Genomic DNA, 15,597 nt, shown 5'->3' with positions numbered 1-15,597 from the left:
GGCCGGTGGTCGGGGACCGACCTCGCCTCAGCCGCGGAGGAAGTCCGCCACGGCCCGGATGTAGCCGGGCCGGTCGGCGAAGTAGGCCCCGCAGTGGTCCACCCCGTCCACGATGCGCAGCTCGGCCCCCTGGCCGGCCGCAGCCGCCAGCCGGTGGGCGTGGGCCACGGGGATCACGGAGTCCTCGGTGCCGTGCACGAGCAGCAGCGGGCGCGGTGCGATGTCGGCCACCACTTCCACCGGCTCCACCTCGCTGAACCGGTACCCGTAGCGCCATCGCGTGACGCGGTCCACCAGGTGCACCAGCGGCACCGGGGGCAGCCGCATGCCGCGAGCCGCCGTCGCCACCACGTCGCGCATGTCGGCGAAGGACGAGTCCGCAACCACCCGTGCCACCCGCTGGTCCCGGGCGGCCACCTGCAGGACGACGGCGGCACCCATCGAGAACCCGACGAGGTCGATGCCGGCACCCGGGCGCCGGGCGGCCACCCAGTCGAGGGCGGCCTCGAGGTCGAGCTGCTCGTAGTGCGCCAGGGACTGCGGGCCGTCGGCGGAGTCCCCGTTGCCGCGGAAGTCGAGGAGCAGGACCGACCACCCCTCGCGCCACAGCCCCGGCCCGATGCCGAGCATGTCCGCCTTGGAACCGCGGTGGCCGTGGCACACCACCGCCACCCGGCCGGACTCCCCCTGCAGCCACCAGCCCGCCAGGCGCGTGCCGTCGGCCGCGTGAAGTTCCACGTCCTCCACCGCGTCGTCGGGCACCCGCACCTCGTAGGGCGTGAACCCGTAGGGCACGGGCGGGCGCTGCGGCCCGCTGATCTGCCGCGCACCCCACAGGGCCCCCACCGCGGCACCGGCCATCCCCACGGCGGCGGTGACGGGCAGGGCCAGCAGGGCGGTTCGACGCATGGCGCCACCCTACGAGGGCCTCATCCAGGCTCGGTGGACTCACCGGGCGGGTGCCACACCCACCGGTTCCCGGTGCGAGTGGCCGTCAGGCCGTCCCGGTGCACCACGGTGTGGTGCCGCGAACAGAGCAGCACCAGGTTGTCCAGGTCCGTCGGCCCGCCGTCGATCCAGTGGGTGATGTGGTGCGCGTGGCACCAGCCCGGTGGACGTCCACACCCCTCGAAGGAGCAGCCACCGTCGCGGCGCGCCAGGGCCATCCGTTGGGAACCGGTCGCGAACCGCTCCGCCTCCCCCACGTCCAGCGGCACCGAGTCCTTGCCGAGGACCACCGGGACCACCTGCGCGTCACAGGCAGCCTGCCTCACCTGCGCCGGGGTCATGACCTCTCCGTTGACCGTGGTGGCAAAACCTGCCGGTCCGGCGTCCTCCACCGTGTCGGCCAGTCCCCGCCCCCATCCCACCCCGCGGGGGCCACGAGGCCGCCGCGCCAGCTCGGAGACGAGCGCCTGGTGGTCCAGGGTCACCACGAGCGTGGTGGAGCCCGACAGGCCACAGCCCCCGGCCGTGCCGTCTCGGTCAGCCGCCTGCGCACGCTCCACCAGCTCCAGCAGGGCGTCCGCGCGGCGACGAGCCGGGGACCGAGGGTCCCGCACGACCTCCCCGTCCACGTCCCGCCCGGGCCGTGGAGCTGCCAGCCCGTCCACCGCCGCACGCACCCGCGCGGCGTCGGGCTGGTTGAGCTCCCACGTGAAGCGCACCAGCCCGGTGGACAGCGTCCGCTCGGTGAGCACCGAGCACTCCTTGGCGTGGTCGTCCTGCTCGTCGAGGGCGTGCTGGCCGAAGCGGGCGATGATCTCGCGCGACAGCTGCCGCAGCGCACGGTCACCCGCTGTGTGCCCCATGGCGGCCAGGTTCTCCGCGTGCGTGAGGTAGTGGCCCAGCACCTCCGCCCGGTCTGCCCCGGGCAGCACGGGCCGCACCTTCTCGGCCTCACGCAGCATCACGTGCGCAGCACCGACCGAGACCCCGCCACCCCAGACCGCATCGGCCAGCGGACCTGTCCCCGGCTCCGTGGTGGCCTCGCCCACGGTGGCGATGGCGTGGGCCCGGCCCGCGTCCACGATGCCCGCCTGCTGACGCACCCAGGCCGTGGTGCCTGCTGCCCGGGACTCGTCGACCACGCCCCGGGTGTACGCCTCGGCCGTCAGTCCCGTCATCGCCGCCTCGGCCGCCCGCACGAGATCGCTCAGCATCCCCACCAGGGGCGCCAGGTCGTCGGACGCCACCCGCCACAGCTCCGGCCGCACGGTCTGCAGCCCTGCGATGACCCCCTCAGCCCGCGCGAACAGGCACGCCGCGTCGTCCGCCCTCCCGGCCGCTGGTCCCCCGGGATCCGTCCACGCACCACCGACCCCGCCGTCCTGCCGCTTCACACCGATCACCCCCGTGACCCCTCGCGTCGGGAACGCACCACGGCGCCCCCACCTCCGATCGACACCCCCACCATACAACACACTTACGATGCAATGCAACACATGTTCAACACACCATCCGCCCGGCGACGCCCGGCCCCGCCCCACCACACCCTGCACGCGACCTGAGCCATACTGCGTGGTGGCCCACGTCACACCACCCGGGAGGACCCATGCCCACCCCGCAGGACCTGCTGCCCAGCAGCGAACCGGTCCAGTTCATCGCCCCCGGCGGCGAGCTGACCGCCCAGACCCACCCCCGCGGCTACCGCCTCCCCGAGGCCGACCGCCTGCTCGCCCTGCACCGGGGCATGGTGCTGGGCCGTCGCTTCGACAAGCAGGCCACGGCCCTCACCAAGCAGGGCCGCCTGGCGGTGTACCCCTCCAGCCACGGCCAGGACGCCTGCCAGGTGGCCTGCGCCCAGGCGCTGCGCGAGGACGACTGGTTCTTCCCCACCTACCGCGACTCGATGGCGCTGGTGACCCGCGGCATCGACCCGGTGGAGGTGCTCACGCTCCTCAAGGGCGACTGGCACGCCGGCTACGACGTGGCCGCCACCCGCACCGCCCCGCAGTGCACGCCGCTGGCCACCCAGCTGGTGCACGCCGCCGGCACCGGCTCGGCCCTGGCCCGCAAGGGCTCCGATGCCGCGGTGCTCGCCTTCATCGGCGACGGCGCCACCTCCGAGGGCGACTTCCACGAGGGCCTCAACTTCGCCGCCGTGTTCAACGCCCCGGTGGTCTTCGTGGTGCAGAACAACACGTACGCCATCTCCGTGCCGCTCTCCAAGCAGACCAAGGCACCCTCGCTGGCGTACAAGGGCATCGGCTACGGCATCCCGTCCGAGCAGGTGGACGGCAACGACGCCGCCGCCGTGGCCGCGGTCATGGACGCCGCCCTGGAGCGCGCCCGCAGCGGCGGCGGTCCCACCCTGCTGGAGCTGCACACCTACCGCATGGACGCCCACACCAACGCCGACGACGCCACCCGCTACCGCGAGGACTCCGAGGTGGAGGGCTGGGTGGCCAAGGACCCGATCGTGCGTCTGGAGCGCTACCTGCTGTCCCAGGGCCTGCTCGACGAGGCCGCCGTCGAGGCGATCCACGCCGAGGGCGAGGAGCAGTCCGCCCGCCTGCGCGAGCGCATGAACGCCGACGTCCAGCACGACCCGCTGGAGCTGTTCGAGCACGTCTTCGCCGAGCCCACCCCGCAGCTGCTGGAGCAGCGGGCCGTCGTGGAGGCCGAGCTGGCCGCCGCCCGCGCCGACCAGGACCACACCGCCCAGGAGACCACCCGATGACCGTGACCATGGCTCAGGCCCTCAACCAGGCCCTGCGCGACGCGATGACCGCCGACGAGAAGGTGCTCGTGTTCGGCGAGGACGTCGGCACCCTGGGCGGCGTCTTCCGCATCACCGACGGCCTCACCCGCGACTTCGGCGAGGAGCGCTGCTTCGACACCCCGCTGGCCGAGGCCGGCATCATGGGCTTCGCCGTCGGCCTGGCCATTGAGGGCTTCCGCCCCGTGGTCGAGATGCAGTTCGACGCGTTCGGCTACCCCGCCTTCGAGCAGGTGGTGAGCCACGTGGCCAAGATGCGCAACCGCACCCGCGGCTCGGTGCAGCTGCCGATGGTGATCCGCGTGCCCTACGCCGGCGGCATCGGCGGTGTGGAGCACCACTGCGACTCCTCCGAGGGCTACTACGCGCACACCCCGGGCCTCAAGGTGGTCACGCCGGCCACCCCCGCGGACGCCTACTCCCTGCTGCGCGAGGCGATCTCCAGCGACGACCCGGTGGTCTTCATGGAGCCCAAGGTGGGCTACTGGACCAAGGAGGAGGTCGAGCTGCCCGTGGAGCGCGAGCCCTTCGGCACCTCCGTGGTGCGCCGCGAGGGCTCCGACGTGACGCTGGTGACCTACGGCCCGCAGCTGCGGACCTGCCTGCAGGCCGCCGAGGCCGCCGCCGAGCTGGGCTACGACTGCGAGGTGGTGGACCTGCGCACCATCGTCCCGTTCGACGACGAGGGCGTGGCGCGCTCCGTGCGCAGGACGGGCCGGTGCGTCGTGGTGTCCGAGGCCCAGGGCTTCGGCGGCGTGGCCGCCGAGGTGGCCGCCCGCGTGCAGGAGCGCTGCTTCCACTCGCTGGCCGCTCCGGTGCTGCGCGTCACCGGCATCGACATCCCCTACCCCGCACCGAAGCTCGAGCACACCCAGCTGCCGAACGTGGACCGCGTGCTCGACGCCATCGAGCGCCTGCAGTGGGACGACCAGCCGGACCTCACCCACGCGGGGGCGTCCGCCGACGCACAGGGAGGTGCCCGATGAGCGAGCAGGTGTTCATGCTGCCGGACCTCGGCGAGGGACTCACCGAGGCCGAGGTCGTGGAGTGGCTCGTGGCCGTGGGCGACGAGGTCACCATCGACCAGAACGTGGTGACCGTGGAGACCGCCAAGGCCACCGTGGAGGTGCCGATCCCGTTCGCGGGCACCGTCTCGGCGCTGCACGGCGAGGTCGGCCAGGTCATGGAGGTGGGCCGCCCGCTCATCTCCGTGGGCGGGGCCACCGGCGCCTCGGGCGGGGCCTCCACCGGGGCCACCTCCGATGCCGGCGGCGACCCCCGCGCGGGCCACGACCAGTACCGCACCGAGGAGCGCGCCGGGTCCACCGTGCCCACCGAGGGCGGCGAGACCACCGACGAGGGGTCCGGCGCCGTGCTCATCGGCTTCGGCACCGGCCACGGGGGCGGCGCGCGGCGCCGTCGCGTCGCCCGCGGGGCTGCCTCGCAACCGGCGGCACGGCCTGCCACCGAGCAGCCGTCCGAGCCGTCGACGACGCAGTCCGCACCCGCGCAGCCCACCCTGGGGGCGCCCAAGGTCATCTCCCCGCTGGTGCGCCGCCTGGCCGCCGAGAAGGGCCTCGACCTGACGGGCATCACCCCCTCGGCCCCCGATGGCGTGATCCGTCGCGCCGACGTGGAGGCCGCTGCCGCCCCGGGCGCCGCGGCCGCCGCGCAGGCCACCGCGCCCCAGCCGGCCACCTCGTCGCCCACCGCGCCGACCGCACCCGGCCGCGAGGCTGCCCCGGTCGACGACGCCCCGCGCCTGTCCGACGAGCGCACCCCGCTCACCGGCCTCATGCGCATGATGAGTGAGCGCCTCACGGCCAGCCGCTCGGAGATCCCCGACGCCACCACCTGGGTGGACGCCGACGCCACCGAGCTGCTGCGCACCAAGGACGCGCTCAAGGCGGCCCGTCCGGAGGCCGGCATCGGCGTGCTGCCGCTGGTGGCCCGCATCGTGGTGGCCGGCCTGCACCGCTTCCCGGCGCTCAACGCCTCCGTCGAGATGGTCGACGGCACCGCCGTGGCCGTCCAGCGCCACGCACGGGTCAACCTGGGCTTCGCCGCCCAGTCGCCCCGCGGCCTGGTGGTGCCGGTGGTGCACGACGCACAGGACATGTCCACCGCCGAGCTGGCCGCCGCCCTGCGCGAGCTGACCGGCCTGGCCCGCGAAGGGCGCCTCACCCCGGCGCAGCTCACCGGCGGCACGTTCACGCTCAACAACTACGGCGTGTTCGGCGTGGACGGCTCCACTCCGATCATCAACCACCCCGAGGCCGCGATGCTGGGCGTGGGCCGCATCATCGACCGGCCGTGGGCCGTGGACGGCGAGCTGGCGGTGCGCAAGGTGGCCCAGCTGGGCTTCACCTTCGACCACCGCGTGTGCGACGGCGGCACGGCCGGGGGCTTCCTGCGCTTCGTGGCCGACTGCGTGGAGAACCCGGCGGTGCTGCTCAGCGAGCTCTGACCCCTCCCCGCCCCCGGGCACGACAAAGGCGTTCCGCGACGTCCCCTCACCGGACCGCGGAACGCCTCTGTCGTTCCCCTCGCCCACGAGGCTACGAGGGCCGCATCGGGCGGGAAGTCCGTCGCCGGCAGGGCCGCCCGCGCCCTGCCGGCGGCTCCGTCATCCCCAGGGGGGAGGGTTTCCTCAGCGGCGGGGTGCCGCCGGACGGTCGTCGCCGCGCGTCGTCATCGATCGCAGCGCCTGACGGCCCGGGATGAGGATGACCAGGCCCAGCACGAGGGAGACCCAGCGGGCCACCTCGGGGCTCATCCCGAACCACTCGATGAGGGCGTAGCGGAGCCCTGTGAAGACGAGGACCGCCAGCACGATGCTGACGACCCAGGAGATGACGGACTGCATGGTGACTCGCTCTCGGTAGGGGGCCCGACCGTGCCGCCGGGCGCCCCCACCGTACGCGAGGAGGCTCAGGCGCCGGGGGTGCCCGGAGCCGGGCGGGTGCCGCCGGGCGGGCCCACGATGCCGGCCTCGTAGGCGGTGATGACCAGCTGCACGCGGTCGCGGCAGCCCAGCTTGAACAGCAGGCGGCCGATGTGGGTCTTGATGGTGGCCTCGGCCACGAAGAGCTCCTTGGCGATCTCCGTGTTGCTCAGGCCCGCGGCCACCAGCTCGAACACCTCGAACTCGCGCTCGGTGAGCACCTCGCGCAGGTACTCCTGCTGCTCGGCGGGGCTGGCCACCTCCTCGGCCTCGGCGCTCAGGGTGGGCACGAAGCGCTCCAGCAGGCGGCGCGTGGTGGAGGGCGCCACGACGGCGTCACCGGAGGCCACGGCACGGATGGCGGTGAGCAGCTCCTCGGGGCCGGCGTCCTTGAGCAGGAAGCCGGACGCGCCGGCCTCCAGAGCGGCGTAGGCGTACTCGTCCATGTCGAAGGTGGTGAGCACCACGACCTTGGGGTCGGCGTCGGCGGGGTGCTTGTCGCGGCCCAGCAGCACCCGCGTGGCCTCGATGCCGTCCATGCGGGGCATGCGGATGTCCATCAGCACCACGTCGGCGGCGATGGTCTTGAGCTGGTCCACGGCCGACTGCCCGTCGGGGGCCTCGCCGACGACGGTCATGTCCGGCTGGGCGTCCAGCACCATGCGGAAGCCGGCACGCACGAGGGACTGGTCGTCCACGAGGAAGATGCGCGAGGTCATGGGGTCTCCAGGGTGTGCTCGGGGGCGGGGGACGCGCCCGGGGCGGGTGGGTCGGTGTGGTGGGGGTCGGTGACGGCCATGGCCATCTCCTCCTCCACCGTGTCGGGGACGTAGTCAGTCTGCCTGCTGCGACGGCGGCGCACGGCCCCAGGATCCAGCGGGAACCGGGCCCGCACCAGGAACCCGCCGCCGCTGCGCATGCCGGTGAGCAGCTCGCCCCCCAGGGCGGCCACGCGCTCGTGCATGCCGAGGATGCCGTGCCCTCCCCCGGCGTCGCGGGCGGTCGGGCCCTCGCCGTCGTCGGCCACGCTCACGGTGAGGTCGGTGCCCTCCACCCGCACCCGGATGCGCAGCACGGTGATGGCGCCGGCATGCTTGATGACGTTGGTGGTGGCCTCCTGCACCACCCGGTAGGCGGCCGCCGAGAGCGATGTGCTGACCTCCGTCTGGGGCACGCCGCCCTCGGGCTCCAGGCCCATCGCCTCGGCGAGGGTGGGGTCGAGGATGGCCTGCACGGGCAGGTGCGAGTCCTCCAGCCGCCCGATGAGGGCCGGCAGGTCCCCCAGACCCTGGCCGGGGGTGTACTCGGCACCGCTGGCGGGGTCGCGCAGCACACCCACCAGGCGGCGAGTCTCCCCGAGGGCCTCACGGGCGGTGGTGGCGATCTGGTCGAGCGCGGTCTGCGCCCCCTCGAGCTGCCCGGCCTGAGCGGCGTACCGGCCGCCGTCGGCCTGGACGATCACCACCGAGAGCGAGTGGGCGATGATGTCGTGCATCTCGCGGGCGATGGCGGCCCGCTCGGAGGTGACGGCCAGCTGGGCGCGCTGCTCGCGGTCGCGGGCCAGGGCCTCGCGCTGGGCGGACTCCCGGGCCAGCAGCCCGCGGCGGTGACGCACCAGGTCGCCCAGCAGCCACGGCAGGAACAGCCCGATGGCGTAGATCACCACCATTGCGACGGCGGCCACGCCGGTGGGGGCGAAGTCGATGCCGGCCAGCAGGGCGGCCAGCAGCAGGAGCACCAGAGTGACCACCCGCACCCGGCGCCGGCCCCGGCTGGTGGCCTGGTAGACCGCCAGCGGCACGAGGAAGTTGCCCGGCACCACGATGTCGGTGAACGCCACCTGGGCCACGCCCAGCACGGACAGCGCCGCGAGCATGAGCGGCAGCCCCGCCGAGCGCAGCAGGTAGGCCCCCAGGTAGGCGGCCGACCACAGCAGGGCCCACCACGGCAGGGTCCAGGCGGTGGCCAGGGTGAAGACGGTGACCACGGCCACGCCGAGCACCGCGTCGGCGAGCACGGGGTGCCGCCGCGTGGAGTCGGTGAGCGTGTAGGCCCAGCGGAGGAGCTCGAGGTCCTCGGCGCGGGCGCGGGTCTGGTCAGGCATCGGGTCGAGGGTAGGGAGGCGTGGACGGCACCATCGTCCGCCCACGGTCGGGCGTCACGCACCCGGACCACCACCGGGCGGCCTATCGTGGGGAGACGCACTCGGCACCACGCCCTCCTGAGGGAAAGCACCATGCAGCACCTTGCCCGACGCACGCTCCTGACGGCTGCGGGGCGGCCGTCGTGGGCGGCGGCACCACGCTCACCACACCCGCCCTGGCCTGGGACGTCAGCCGGCTGGGCCCGTCCACCCTCCGCCCCGGCTCACGGGGTGGTTACGTCTCGCGCCTGCAGTGGGCCCTCAACAAGGTCGGCGGGGCATCGATCCGCATCGACGGCGTGTACGGCGCCAGCACCACCCGGGCGGTCCGTGCCTTCCAGCGCCGTCAGGGGCTGGCCGCCGACGGCATCGCCGGGGCGGCCACCAAGCGCCGGCTGGACGCCCTGCTGGACCGCATCTACCCGGACCCCACCGGCGGCAACGGCCCCGGCCTGCTGCAGCCGGTCGCCCGCATCGCGGCGGCGCCGCGCGGCACCACCATCCGCCCGGGCTACTGCGGCACCCGCGTCAAGCTGCTGCTGAAGCGCCTGCGCGTGCCCCACTCGGAGCTGCTGCACCGCATGACGCCCGAGGCGGTGGCCGCGGTGCGCACCTTCCAGAGGCGCCGCGGGCTGGCGGTGGACGGCCTCGTGGGCCCGGCCACCTGGCGCGCCCTGGGCTTCAACGCCGAGGGCTTCCGTCTGGACGGCTGGCAGCAGCAGCCGCGCCTGGGGCTGCAGGCCGGGCCGGCCCCCCGCATCGAGGCGATGATCCGGTTCGCCCGCGAGCAGTCCGGCGCCGACTACACGTGGGGTGGCGCCGGGCCGTACAAGTACGGCTTCGACTGCTCCGGACTGGTGCTGCAGGCCATGCACGCGGCCGGCGTGCAGCCGCTGCCCGTGACCGTGCACACCCACCAGCACCCCGGCACCCGCACCACGCGGACCCTCTACGCCAACCCGCGACTGCGCAGGGTGCCGCTGCGGCAGCGCACGCGGGGCGACCTCGTCTGGTACACCGACGCCCGGGGCGCCATCCAGCACGTGGCGGTCTACCTGGGCGGGGGCCAGGTGGTGGACTCGATGTACTCGGTGAAGGTGCGCCGCGACTCGGCCCGCCTGCACGGCTTCCACCGTCTGGGCACCGTGAGCCGCGTGTTCGCCTGAGGCACCGGGCTCCGCGCCCGCGCCTCAGCCCTCGGCCAGCACCTGCACACCGCCGAGGTAGCCGGCCACCAGCGTGCGCGCCATGGTGCCGATCACCTCGGCGGGCGGCAGGAAGCGCGCGTCGTGCAGGCCGGGGCCGCCCTCGCCGTCGAGGGGGCGCGTGCCCACGAAGGCCATGAGCCCGGGCATGCGGTCGGTGAAGAACGAGAAGTCGTCGGCCCCCATCGAGCGCATCGGCTCGGCGGCGCGGATGCCGGACTCCATGAGCCAGCGGTCGGTGAAGCCAACGAGCCGCTCGTCGTTGGCCAGCACCGGCATCCCCCGGGTGTGCGAGACCTCCGCGCGCACCCCGAATGCCTCGGCGATGCGCAGGGCGTGCAGGCGCACCGCGTCCTGCACGCGGGCGCGGTCGTCGGCGTCCACGGTGCGCAGCGTGCCGCGGATGCGCCCGTCCTCGGGCAATACGTTGTCCGCGTCCGGCCCGGCCTCGAGGTGACCGACGGTCAGCACCACGGGGCGCATGGGGTTCACCACCTTGCGCACCACGTCCTGCAGGCCCAGCGCGATGGTGGCCACGGCCGCCATCACGTCGTTGCCGGTGTGCGGGTAGGCGCCGTGCCCGCCGGACCCGTGCACCGTGATGTGGAAGCTGTCGGCGGCGGCGTTGACCACTCCCCCGCCGGTGGACACGCTGCCCAACGGCACGGCAGCGTGCACGTGGGCGCCCACCGAGACGCCCACCTGGTGCTCGTCGAGGACGCCGCTGCTCACCACGTCGTAGGCGCCGTGCGGCGGGGCCTCCTCGCGGGGCTGCAGCAGCGGCACCAGGCCCACCGGCAGGTCCAGGCCGCGGGCGGCGCGCACGCAGGCCACCAGGGCGGCCATGTGCACGTCGTGCCCGCAGGCGTGCATGGCCCCGTTGGTGGAGGCGTAGGGGGCGCCGGTGGCCTCCTCGACGGGCAGGGCGTCCATCTCCGCGCGGAGCATGACCGAGGGGCCGCCGGCGGGTCCGATGCGGCCGATGCGGCCGGTCTGGGCGATGCGCTCCATGCGCAGGTCGAGGGCGTCCTCCAGCAGCAGGGCCGTGGCCTCCTCGTCGCCGGAGAGGTGCGGGGCGGCGTGGATGCGCTCGCGGAGGTTGCGGGCGGCGGGCAGCTCTGCGGTGAGGTTGGTGAGCCACGCCTCGCGGAGGGCGGCCAGGTCGGCGAGGGGGAGGGCGGGCATGGTGCGCAGGATACGTGGGGCGCGGGGTACCGGGCAGGGCGCGCGGGCCGGGCCCGGTGAAGCGCCTCAGAGCGGCAGGGTGCTCAGACGTCGTCCTCGTACACGCCGTGCTCGTGCCCCAACCGCGCGATCTCGTCCAACGCCTCGCGGGTGGTCGCACGCTGCTTCTCGGCGAGCGCCGCCAGGTCAAGGACAGCTTGGTGTGCCACCGTGCCAGCGACGTACCGCTCCCCGATCTCGGGCAGGTACAGGTCCGGCAGGGACTCCGGCGGGGGCAGGAGCTCGGCGGCCGAGTCGACCAGTTGGTTCACCCGGGCAAGGTAGGCATCGCCCCGGGTCGCGTCTGCCGTCCACTGGGGTGGGGTGTCCGTCCACGCACCGATCCGCTCGTGAGCCGCGGACCTCCAGGCGTTCCACGCAACAGCCTGCCGCTTGTACCGGCGGTGTGCCTGCATCTCCCGGGCGCTGACCAACAACATGATCCCCCAGATCGCGGCGAGCAGGATCGCGATGCCCGGCAGGAAAAGAACACCCAACGAGAGGGCCCACGTCAGCGGGGTGAGCTCCTGCTCGTCGTTGGCGATGTACGGCGCGGCCGCTGCGATGCAGACGATCCACAGGACAAGGCACACCAAGGCCGGGATCCACAGACGTGGGACGCGTGGCCCCTGAGGCGTGCCGTGCACGTAGTGCTCCGGCGGCCTGACCGGTTTGGTTCGCTCCTCCTCCGCCCATGCACTGACAACCCGCCCACGCACGAAGGCATCACGCTCGCGAGCGACGTCCAACAGGGGCAGGGCAGCGTCCTGCCAGGCGAGATAGTGCTGACCGTCCGGGGTCTGCCTCCAGTGGGCAAAGTTCGCACGGGCCTGCAGATCACTTTGCCGTTGAGCCTCGAGCAGCTGTTCATGGGCCAGCTGGGCAGCCTGATGCTGGTTCACCGCCTGGTCGGCACGCAGTGCGTCGAGTTCCGCGTGCAGACCCCGCATGGCCTGCTGGCTCTCAGCGTGCCGCAGCGCGCCGCTCAGGAACAGAAAGGTGGTACCGCCGCGCCCCATCGCGCTCTCCTCGTATCCTCAGTTCGCAGTCTCCCGGCCATGATGCACATCACCACCGACTTCCCGCGTCACGGCATCCACATGCCGGCGCACACCTCAGAGCGGCAGGGTGCTCATCCCCACCAGGGCGGCCGCGGCGCCGGCCGACGGCGGGGGGCGTCCTTCAACACTTCGTCAAGATTCGCTCGCTCGGGTTTCCTCCGACCCCAGCGAGCGAGACGGTGGGGACACTCACGCAAGAAAGGCCCTGCGCCATCGATTCATGAGGGGAACCCGTGCACACAACACATCTCGTCCACGGTTCGGCGTGCCGGCGTCGAACGAGCCCGATCGGCTGACCGCCCGAGGAGTGAGGATGTCTGCGACCTACAAGTCCGTCTGGACGCTGGCGATCGTTGCCGCCACCGGTGCTCTGAGTTGGGCCTTGGCCTCCGCTGGCACGGCGTACGTGACCACCCTTTGCATACTCGCCGCCTTCTTGGTCGTCACCATGTGGCTGGCCGGTGCACCGCAGCGGGTTCTGGGGTGGCTCGTGGCCGGCGCCTCCGTTACGGCCGGGTTCGTCTGGGCCCTCCGCGGTGACGCGCTGGACGCGTGGCCGTTCCTCGCGCTGGCACTGGGAGCCGTGGAGATCGTCAACAGCGTCAGGAGTGGTGACCGATCCCATCACGAGGAAGCCGTCGGGTCGACTGCCTGAGGGGCCGACCAGCCTGTCAGAGCGGCAAGGTGCTCATGCCCACCAGTGCGACCGCGGCGCCGGCCGAGATGCTGGCGACCGGCATGTTCCAGGACGGGCGGTCCGGCCCCCTGCCCAGCAGCCAGCGGGTGGCGGCGAACGCACCTCCGGCCAGCGCGAACGCCACACCCAGCGCGCTCGTCCAGACACCGGTGGTGGTGAGCAGGTGGGCGAGTCCGGCATCGCCGTGGAGGCTGCGGACCACGATCAGCAGCAAGGCGCTGAACCCCCACAGCGCCACGAAAGGCACCACGCCCAGCTCCTCCAGCTCGCGACGGCGGTCCGCCCGCCCCGGGCCGACCACGAGCGACACCCCGTGGGCGATGAGGGCGGCGAGCGCGAGCAGGACGACGGCGGTGGCGAGGGCGTTCACAGAACTCCTGGGCGGGTCTGGGTGCGGCTGGACGGCGTCAGTGTCTCAACCGGCCCACAGACGCTGCACGGCACGGCCAGCCACGACGAACGGCCACAGCACCAGCTCGAGGACGAACTCCACCAGCCAGAAGGGGAACAGCAGCGCCGCCGGGAGCAGCATGAGGCAGCCGAGGGTGCCGCTGATCGGGTCCGATCCGGTCGGGGCGCCTCCGGCGAGGTCCATGCAGTCGGCCATCCACGTGCCCGTGCGCATGCGCCACGGCAGGCGCCACACCGAACGGCGGCCGAGTGCGGGCCGGGTCACGGTCCCTCCTGGGGCGGTGTGCGGGTTGGGTCACGTGGTCGGGTGATCTTCGCACGAGAACCGGGCGAGGCTCGCAGCGCGGACGGCGAAGGCGTCGCTCTCTGGTTGCTCGAAGTAGGTCGAGTGGGTGACACGAACTGACTCCAACGAGCCCGCCCCGACCAGGACGATGTCGATGCGATCGTTGGCCCGGTGGCGGTCCTCCGCCGTGGCGTAGGCCTCGATCGCCGCGCCGAGGTCACCCCGGAACTCGGTGACCTCGCGGAGGCGGTTTGCTCCGCGATCGAACACGAGCTGGAAGTGGTTGATCGGGGACAAGGTCTCCTCCTCCTTCGAGATCGCAGTGCTATCACTCACCCAAGACTGCCCCTCCGCCACCCACACACATTAGTACACCAGCTCAGCTCGGCTGGTACGATGTGCAGCATGCACCACTCCCCCCCTTTCCGCTTCGTCGACCTGTTTGCAGGCATCGGCGGGTTCCACGCCGCCCTCAAGGCGATGGGCGGCGAGTGCGTGTACGCGGTGGAGATCGACAAGCAGGCAGCGGCGGTCTACGAGGCCAACTGGGGGCACGCCGCCCTGGGGGACATCACCCAGGACGCTGACGACGACCGGGGCATCATGAACGTCCCCGCACACGACGTGCTCTGTGCAGGCTTCCCCTGCCAGCCGTTCTCCAAGTCGGGTGCCCAACGCGGCATGGATGAGGCGCGAGGGACCCTCTTCTTCAACATCGCCTCGGTGATCAAGGCCCACCACCCTGCTGTCGTACTGCTGGAGAACGTGCGCAACTTGATCGGCCCCCGTCACCGGCACGAGTGGGCCGTCATCATCGAGACCCTGCGGGAGGAGGGGTATCACGTCTCGGAGGAGCCGGCCGTGTTCTCCCCGCACCTGCTTCCGCCGGAGATGGGCGGATCACCCCAGGTGCGCGAGCGCGTGTTCATCACCGCGACCTACGCCCCTGACCAGGTTCGGCACGACGCACTGGACGGCGGCCCCGCACCGGTGACCACGATGAAGGATCGCTTTCCTCAGGCCCCGTCCCTGTCGACGGTCTGGGAGGGCGCGGACGTGGGAGAACTCTTCAACCCGAAGTCCCTCACCGAAGGATGGCACCTCGAGGACCTGCTCGACGACACGCACAACGTCCCCGGATGCAACCTCACCGAGGCCGAACGCCGGTGGATCGACGCATGGGACGAGTTCGTCGTCCGCATGCGCAAGGACATGCGCGGCCAGCGGCTCCCGGGCCACCCCATCTGGGCGGACTCGTGGATGGACTTTCGCGAGATGCGCGCCATCCCGTGGAAGCGTTCTCACATCGAGGTGCCGGACTCCCTGACGACGCCGCACATCGACCGCGAGCTGCCGGCATGGAAGCAGTCCCATCTGCGACGCAACTACGAGATGCTGCAGAACCACTTCCGCGTGATCATCCCGTGGGCTCACGAGTACGGGATCTATACGGATGACTTCCCCGCCTCGCGCCGCAAGCTGGAGTGGCAGGCCCAGGACACCCCTCGGTTGTGGGACACCGTCATGCACATGCGCCCCTCAGGCATCCGCGCGAAGAAGCCCACGTACCTGCCGGCCCTGGTCGCCATCACGCAGACGTCGATCGTGGGGCCGCGCCGGCGGCGCCTCTCACCGCGGGAGACAGCTCGCCTGCAGGGTCTCCCCGACTCGTTCACGTTCCTCAACCAGCCGTCCTCTGCCACGTACAAGCAGATGGGCAACGGCGTGAATGTCGGCGCGGTGTGGCACGTGCTGCGCGAGCACGTGAAGCGCGACGAGGAACTGCTCCGCACTACGCCGGGCGGGACCGCCGTGGTCGAGGCGGTCCGCCGAGCGCCGCTGAGCCCCACCGGGGTTCTCGCCCAGCACGAGCCCGCTGCACAGCAACTCGATCTCGCCGGCTGA

The 15,597-nt window shown here is 72.7% G+C and carries 16 protein-coding genes; 6 read left to right on the top strand and 10 right to left on the bottom strand.

Translation table 11 applies throughout. From position 1 onward, the window contains the following. Window positions 1-27 precede the first annotated feature (27 nt). Both ACFFHC_RS05360 and ACFFHC_RS05355 read right to left on the bottom strand, forming a co-directional pair. Window positions 28-909, bottom strand: coding sequence for an alpha/beta hydrolase (locus ACFFHC_RS05360; RefSeq protein WP_237769766.1), 882 nt, complete (start codon window positions 907-909; stop codon window positions 28-30). Between the two features lie 20 nt (window positions 910-929). Further along, entirely contained in the window at window positions 930-2,216 is a 1,287-nt protein-coding gene (locus ACFFHC_RS05355) for an HNH endonuclease signature motif containing protein (RefSeq protein WP_070705146.1), read from the bottom strand. 338 nt (window positions 2,217-2,554) lie between these two features. Between ACFFHC_RS05355 and pdhA the strand changes: the two genes are divergently transcribed. From pdhA to ACFFHC_RS05340, 3 genes are read left to right on the top strand one after another with little or no spacing between them, the layout of a single operon-like run. Then, complete coding sequence (pdhA, locus tag ACFFHC_RS05350) at window positions 2,555-3,682, top strand: pyruvate dehydrogenase (acetyl-transferring) E1 component subunit alpha (protein WP_379803609.1); 1,128 nt, start codon at window positions 2,555-2,557, stop codon at window positions 3,680-3,682. Then, a complete protein-coding gene (locus tag ACFFHC_RS05345; protein ID WP_379803606.1) occupies window positions 3,679-4,707 on the top strand; it encodes an alpha-ketoacid dehydrogenase subunit beta in 1,029 nt (342 codons plus the stop codon). The genes pdhA and ACFFHC_RS05345 overlap by 4 nt, the downstream gene beginning before the upstream one ends. Beyond that, the gene (locus ACFFHC_RS05340; RefSeq protein WP_101849630.1) at window positions 4,704-6,188 is read left to right on the top strand and encodes a dihydrolipoamide acetyltransferase family protein; all 1,485 of its coding nucleotides are present in this window, start codon (window positions 4,704-4,706) and stop codon (window positions 6,186-6,188) included. Before ACFFHC_RS05345 ends, ACFFHC_RS05340 begins: the two co-directional genes overlap by 4 nt. Before the next feature lie 183 nt (window positions 6,189-6,371). Here ACFFHC_RS05340 and ACFFHC_RS05335 read toward each other — a convergent pair whose 3' ends face one another. From ACFFHC_RS05335 to ACFFHC_RS05325, 3 genes are all read right to left on the bottom strand, one after another. Beyond that, on the bottom strand, window positions 6,372-6,587 hold the full coding sequence (locus ACFFHC_RS05335) for a hypothetical protein (protein ID WP_070703365.1): 216 nt from the start codon (window positions 6,585-6,587) through the stop codon (window positions 6,372-6,374). A gap of 65 nt (window positions 6,588-6,652) precedes the next feature. Next, entirely contained in the window at window positions 6,653-7,384 is a 732-nt protein-coding gene (locus ACFFHC_RS05330) for a response regulator transcription factor (RefSeq protein WP_070703366.1), read from the bottom strand. Then, a complete protein-coding gene (locus ACFFHC_RS05325) occupies window positions 7,381-8,769 on the bottom strand; it encodes a sensor histidine kinase (RefSeq protein ID WP_101849629.1) in 1,389 nt (462 codons plus the stop codon). The genes ACFFHC_RS05330 and ACFFHC_RS05325 overlap by 4 nt, the downstream gene beginning before the upstream one ends. Before the next feature lie 182 nt (window positions 8,770-8,951). Here ACFFHC_RS05325 and ACFFHC_RS05320 point away from each other — a divergent pair, with 182 nt between their 5' ends. Then, window positions 8,952-9,974 carry a C40 family peptidase gene (locus ACFFHC_RS05320; protein ID WP_180802238.1) on the top strand — a complete coding sequence of 341 codons (1,023 nt, stop codon included), beginning with the start codon at window positions 8,952-8,954 and terminating at the stop codon, window positions 9,972-9,974. A gap of 24 nt (window positions 9,975-9,998) precedes the next feature. Here the strand turns inward: ACFFHC_RS05320 and ACFFHC_RS05315 are convergent, their stop codons facing one another. Then, window positions 9,999-11,198 carry a M20 metallopeptidase family protein gene (locus ACFFHC_RS05315; protein ID WP_070703370.1) on the bottom strand — a complete coding sequence of 400 codons (1,200 nt, stop codon included), beginning with the start codon at window positions 11,196-11,198 and terminating at the stop codon, window positions 9,999-10,001. Between the two features lie 83 nt (window positions 11,199-11,281). Continuing rightward, window positions 11,282-12,256, bottom strand: coding sequence for a hypothetical protein (locus tag ACFFHC_RS05310; protein WP_379803598.1), 975 nt, complete (start codon window positions 12,254-12,256; stop codon window positions 11,282-11,284). A gap of 355 nt (window positions 12,257-12,611) precedes the next feature. Here ACFFHC_RS05310 and ACFFHC_RS05305 point away from each other — a divergent pair, with 355 nt between their 5' ends. Further along, window positions 12,612-12,953 carry a hypothetical protein gene (locus tag ACFFHC_RS05305; RefSeq protein WP_070703372.1) on the top strand — a complete coding sequence of 114 codons (342 nt, stop codon included), beginning with the start codon at window positions 12,612-12,614 and terminating at the stop codon, window positions 12,951-12,953. A gap of 16 nt (window positions 12,954-12,969) precedes the next feature. On the opposite strand, the gene ACFFHC_RS05300 is transcribed toward ACFFHC_RS05305, so the two are convergent. From ACFFHC_RS05300 to ACFFHC_RS05290, 3 genes are read right to left on the bottom strand one after another with little or no spacing between them, the layout of a single operon-like run. After that, window positions 12,970-13,365 carry a hypothetical protein gene (locus tag ACFFHC_RS05300; RefSeq protein ID WP_070703373.1) on the bottom strand — a complete coding sequence of 132 codons (396 nt, stop codon included), beginning with the start codon at window positions 13,363-13,365 and terminating at the stop codon, window positions 12,970-12,972. A 45-nt stretch (window positions 13,366-13,410) separates the two neighbouring features. Continuing rightward, complete coding sequence (locus ACFFHC_RS05295) at window positions 13,411-13,671, bottom strand: hypothetical protein (RefSeq protein ID WP_070703374.1); 261 nt, start codon at window positions 13,669-13,671, stop codon at window positions 13,411-13,413. 30 nt (window positions 13,672-13,701) lie between these two features. After that, window positions 13,702-13,989, bottom strand: coding sequence for a hypothetical protein (locus ACFFHC_RS05290; protein WP_141494581.1), 288 nt, complete (start codon window positions 13,987-13,989; stop codon window positions 13,702-13,704). A 108-nt stretch (window positions 13,990-14,097) separates the two neighbouring features. Between ACFFHC_RS05290 and ACFFHC_RS05285 the strand changes: the two genes are divergently transcribed. Next, on the top strand, window positions 14,098-15,597 hold the full coding sequence (locus ACFFHC_RS05285) for a DNA cytosine methyltransferase (protein WP_070703376.1): 1,500 nt from the start codon (window positions 14,098-14,100) through the stop codon (window positions 15,595-15,597).

It is taken from the genome of Kytococcus schroeteri (assembly GCF_042433515.1).
Classification (GTDB): Bacteria; Actinomycetota; Actinomycetes; order Actinomycetales; family Dermatophilaceae; genus Kytococcus; species Kytococcus schroeteri.
This window is presented reverse-complemented; position numbering and strand designations above follow the sequence as displayed.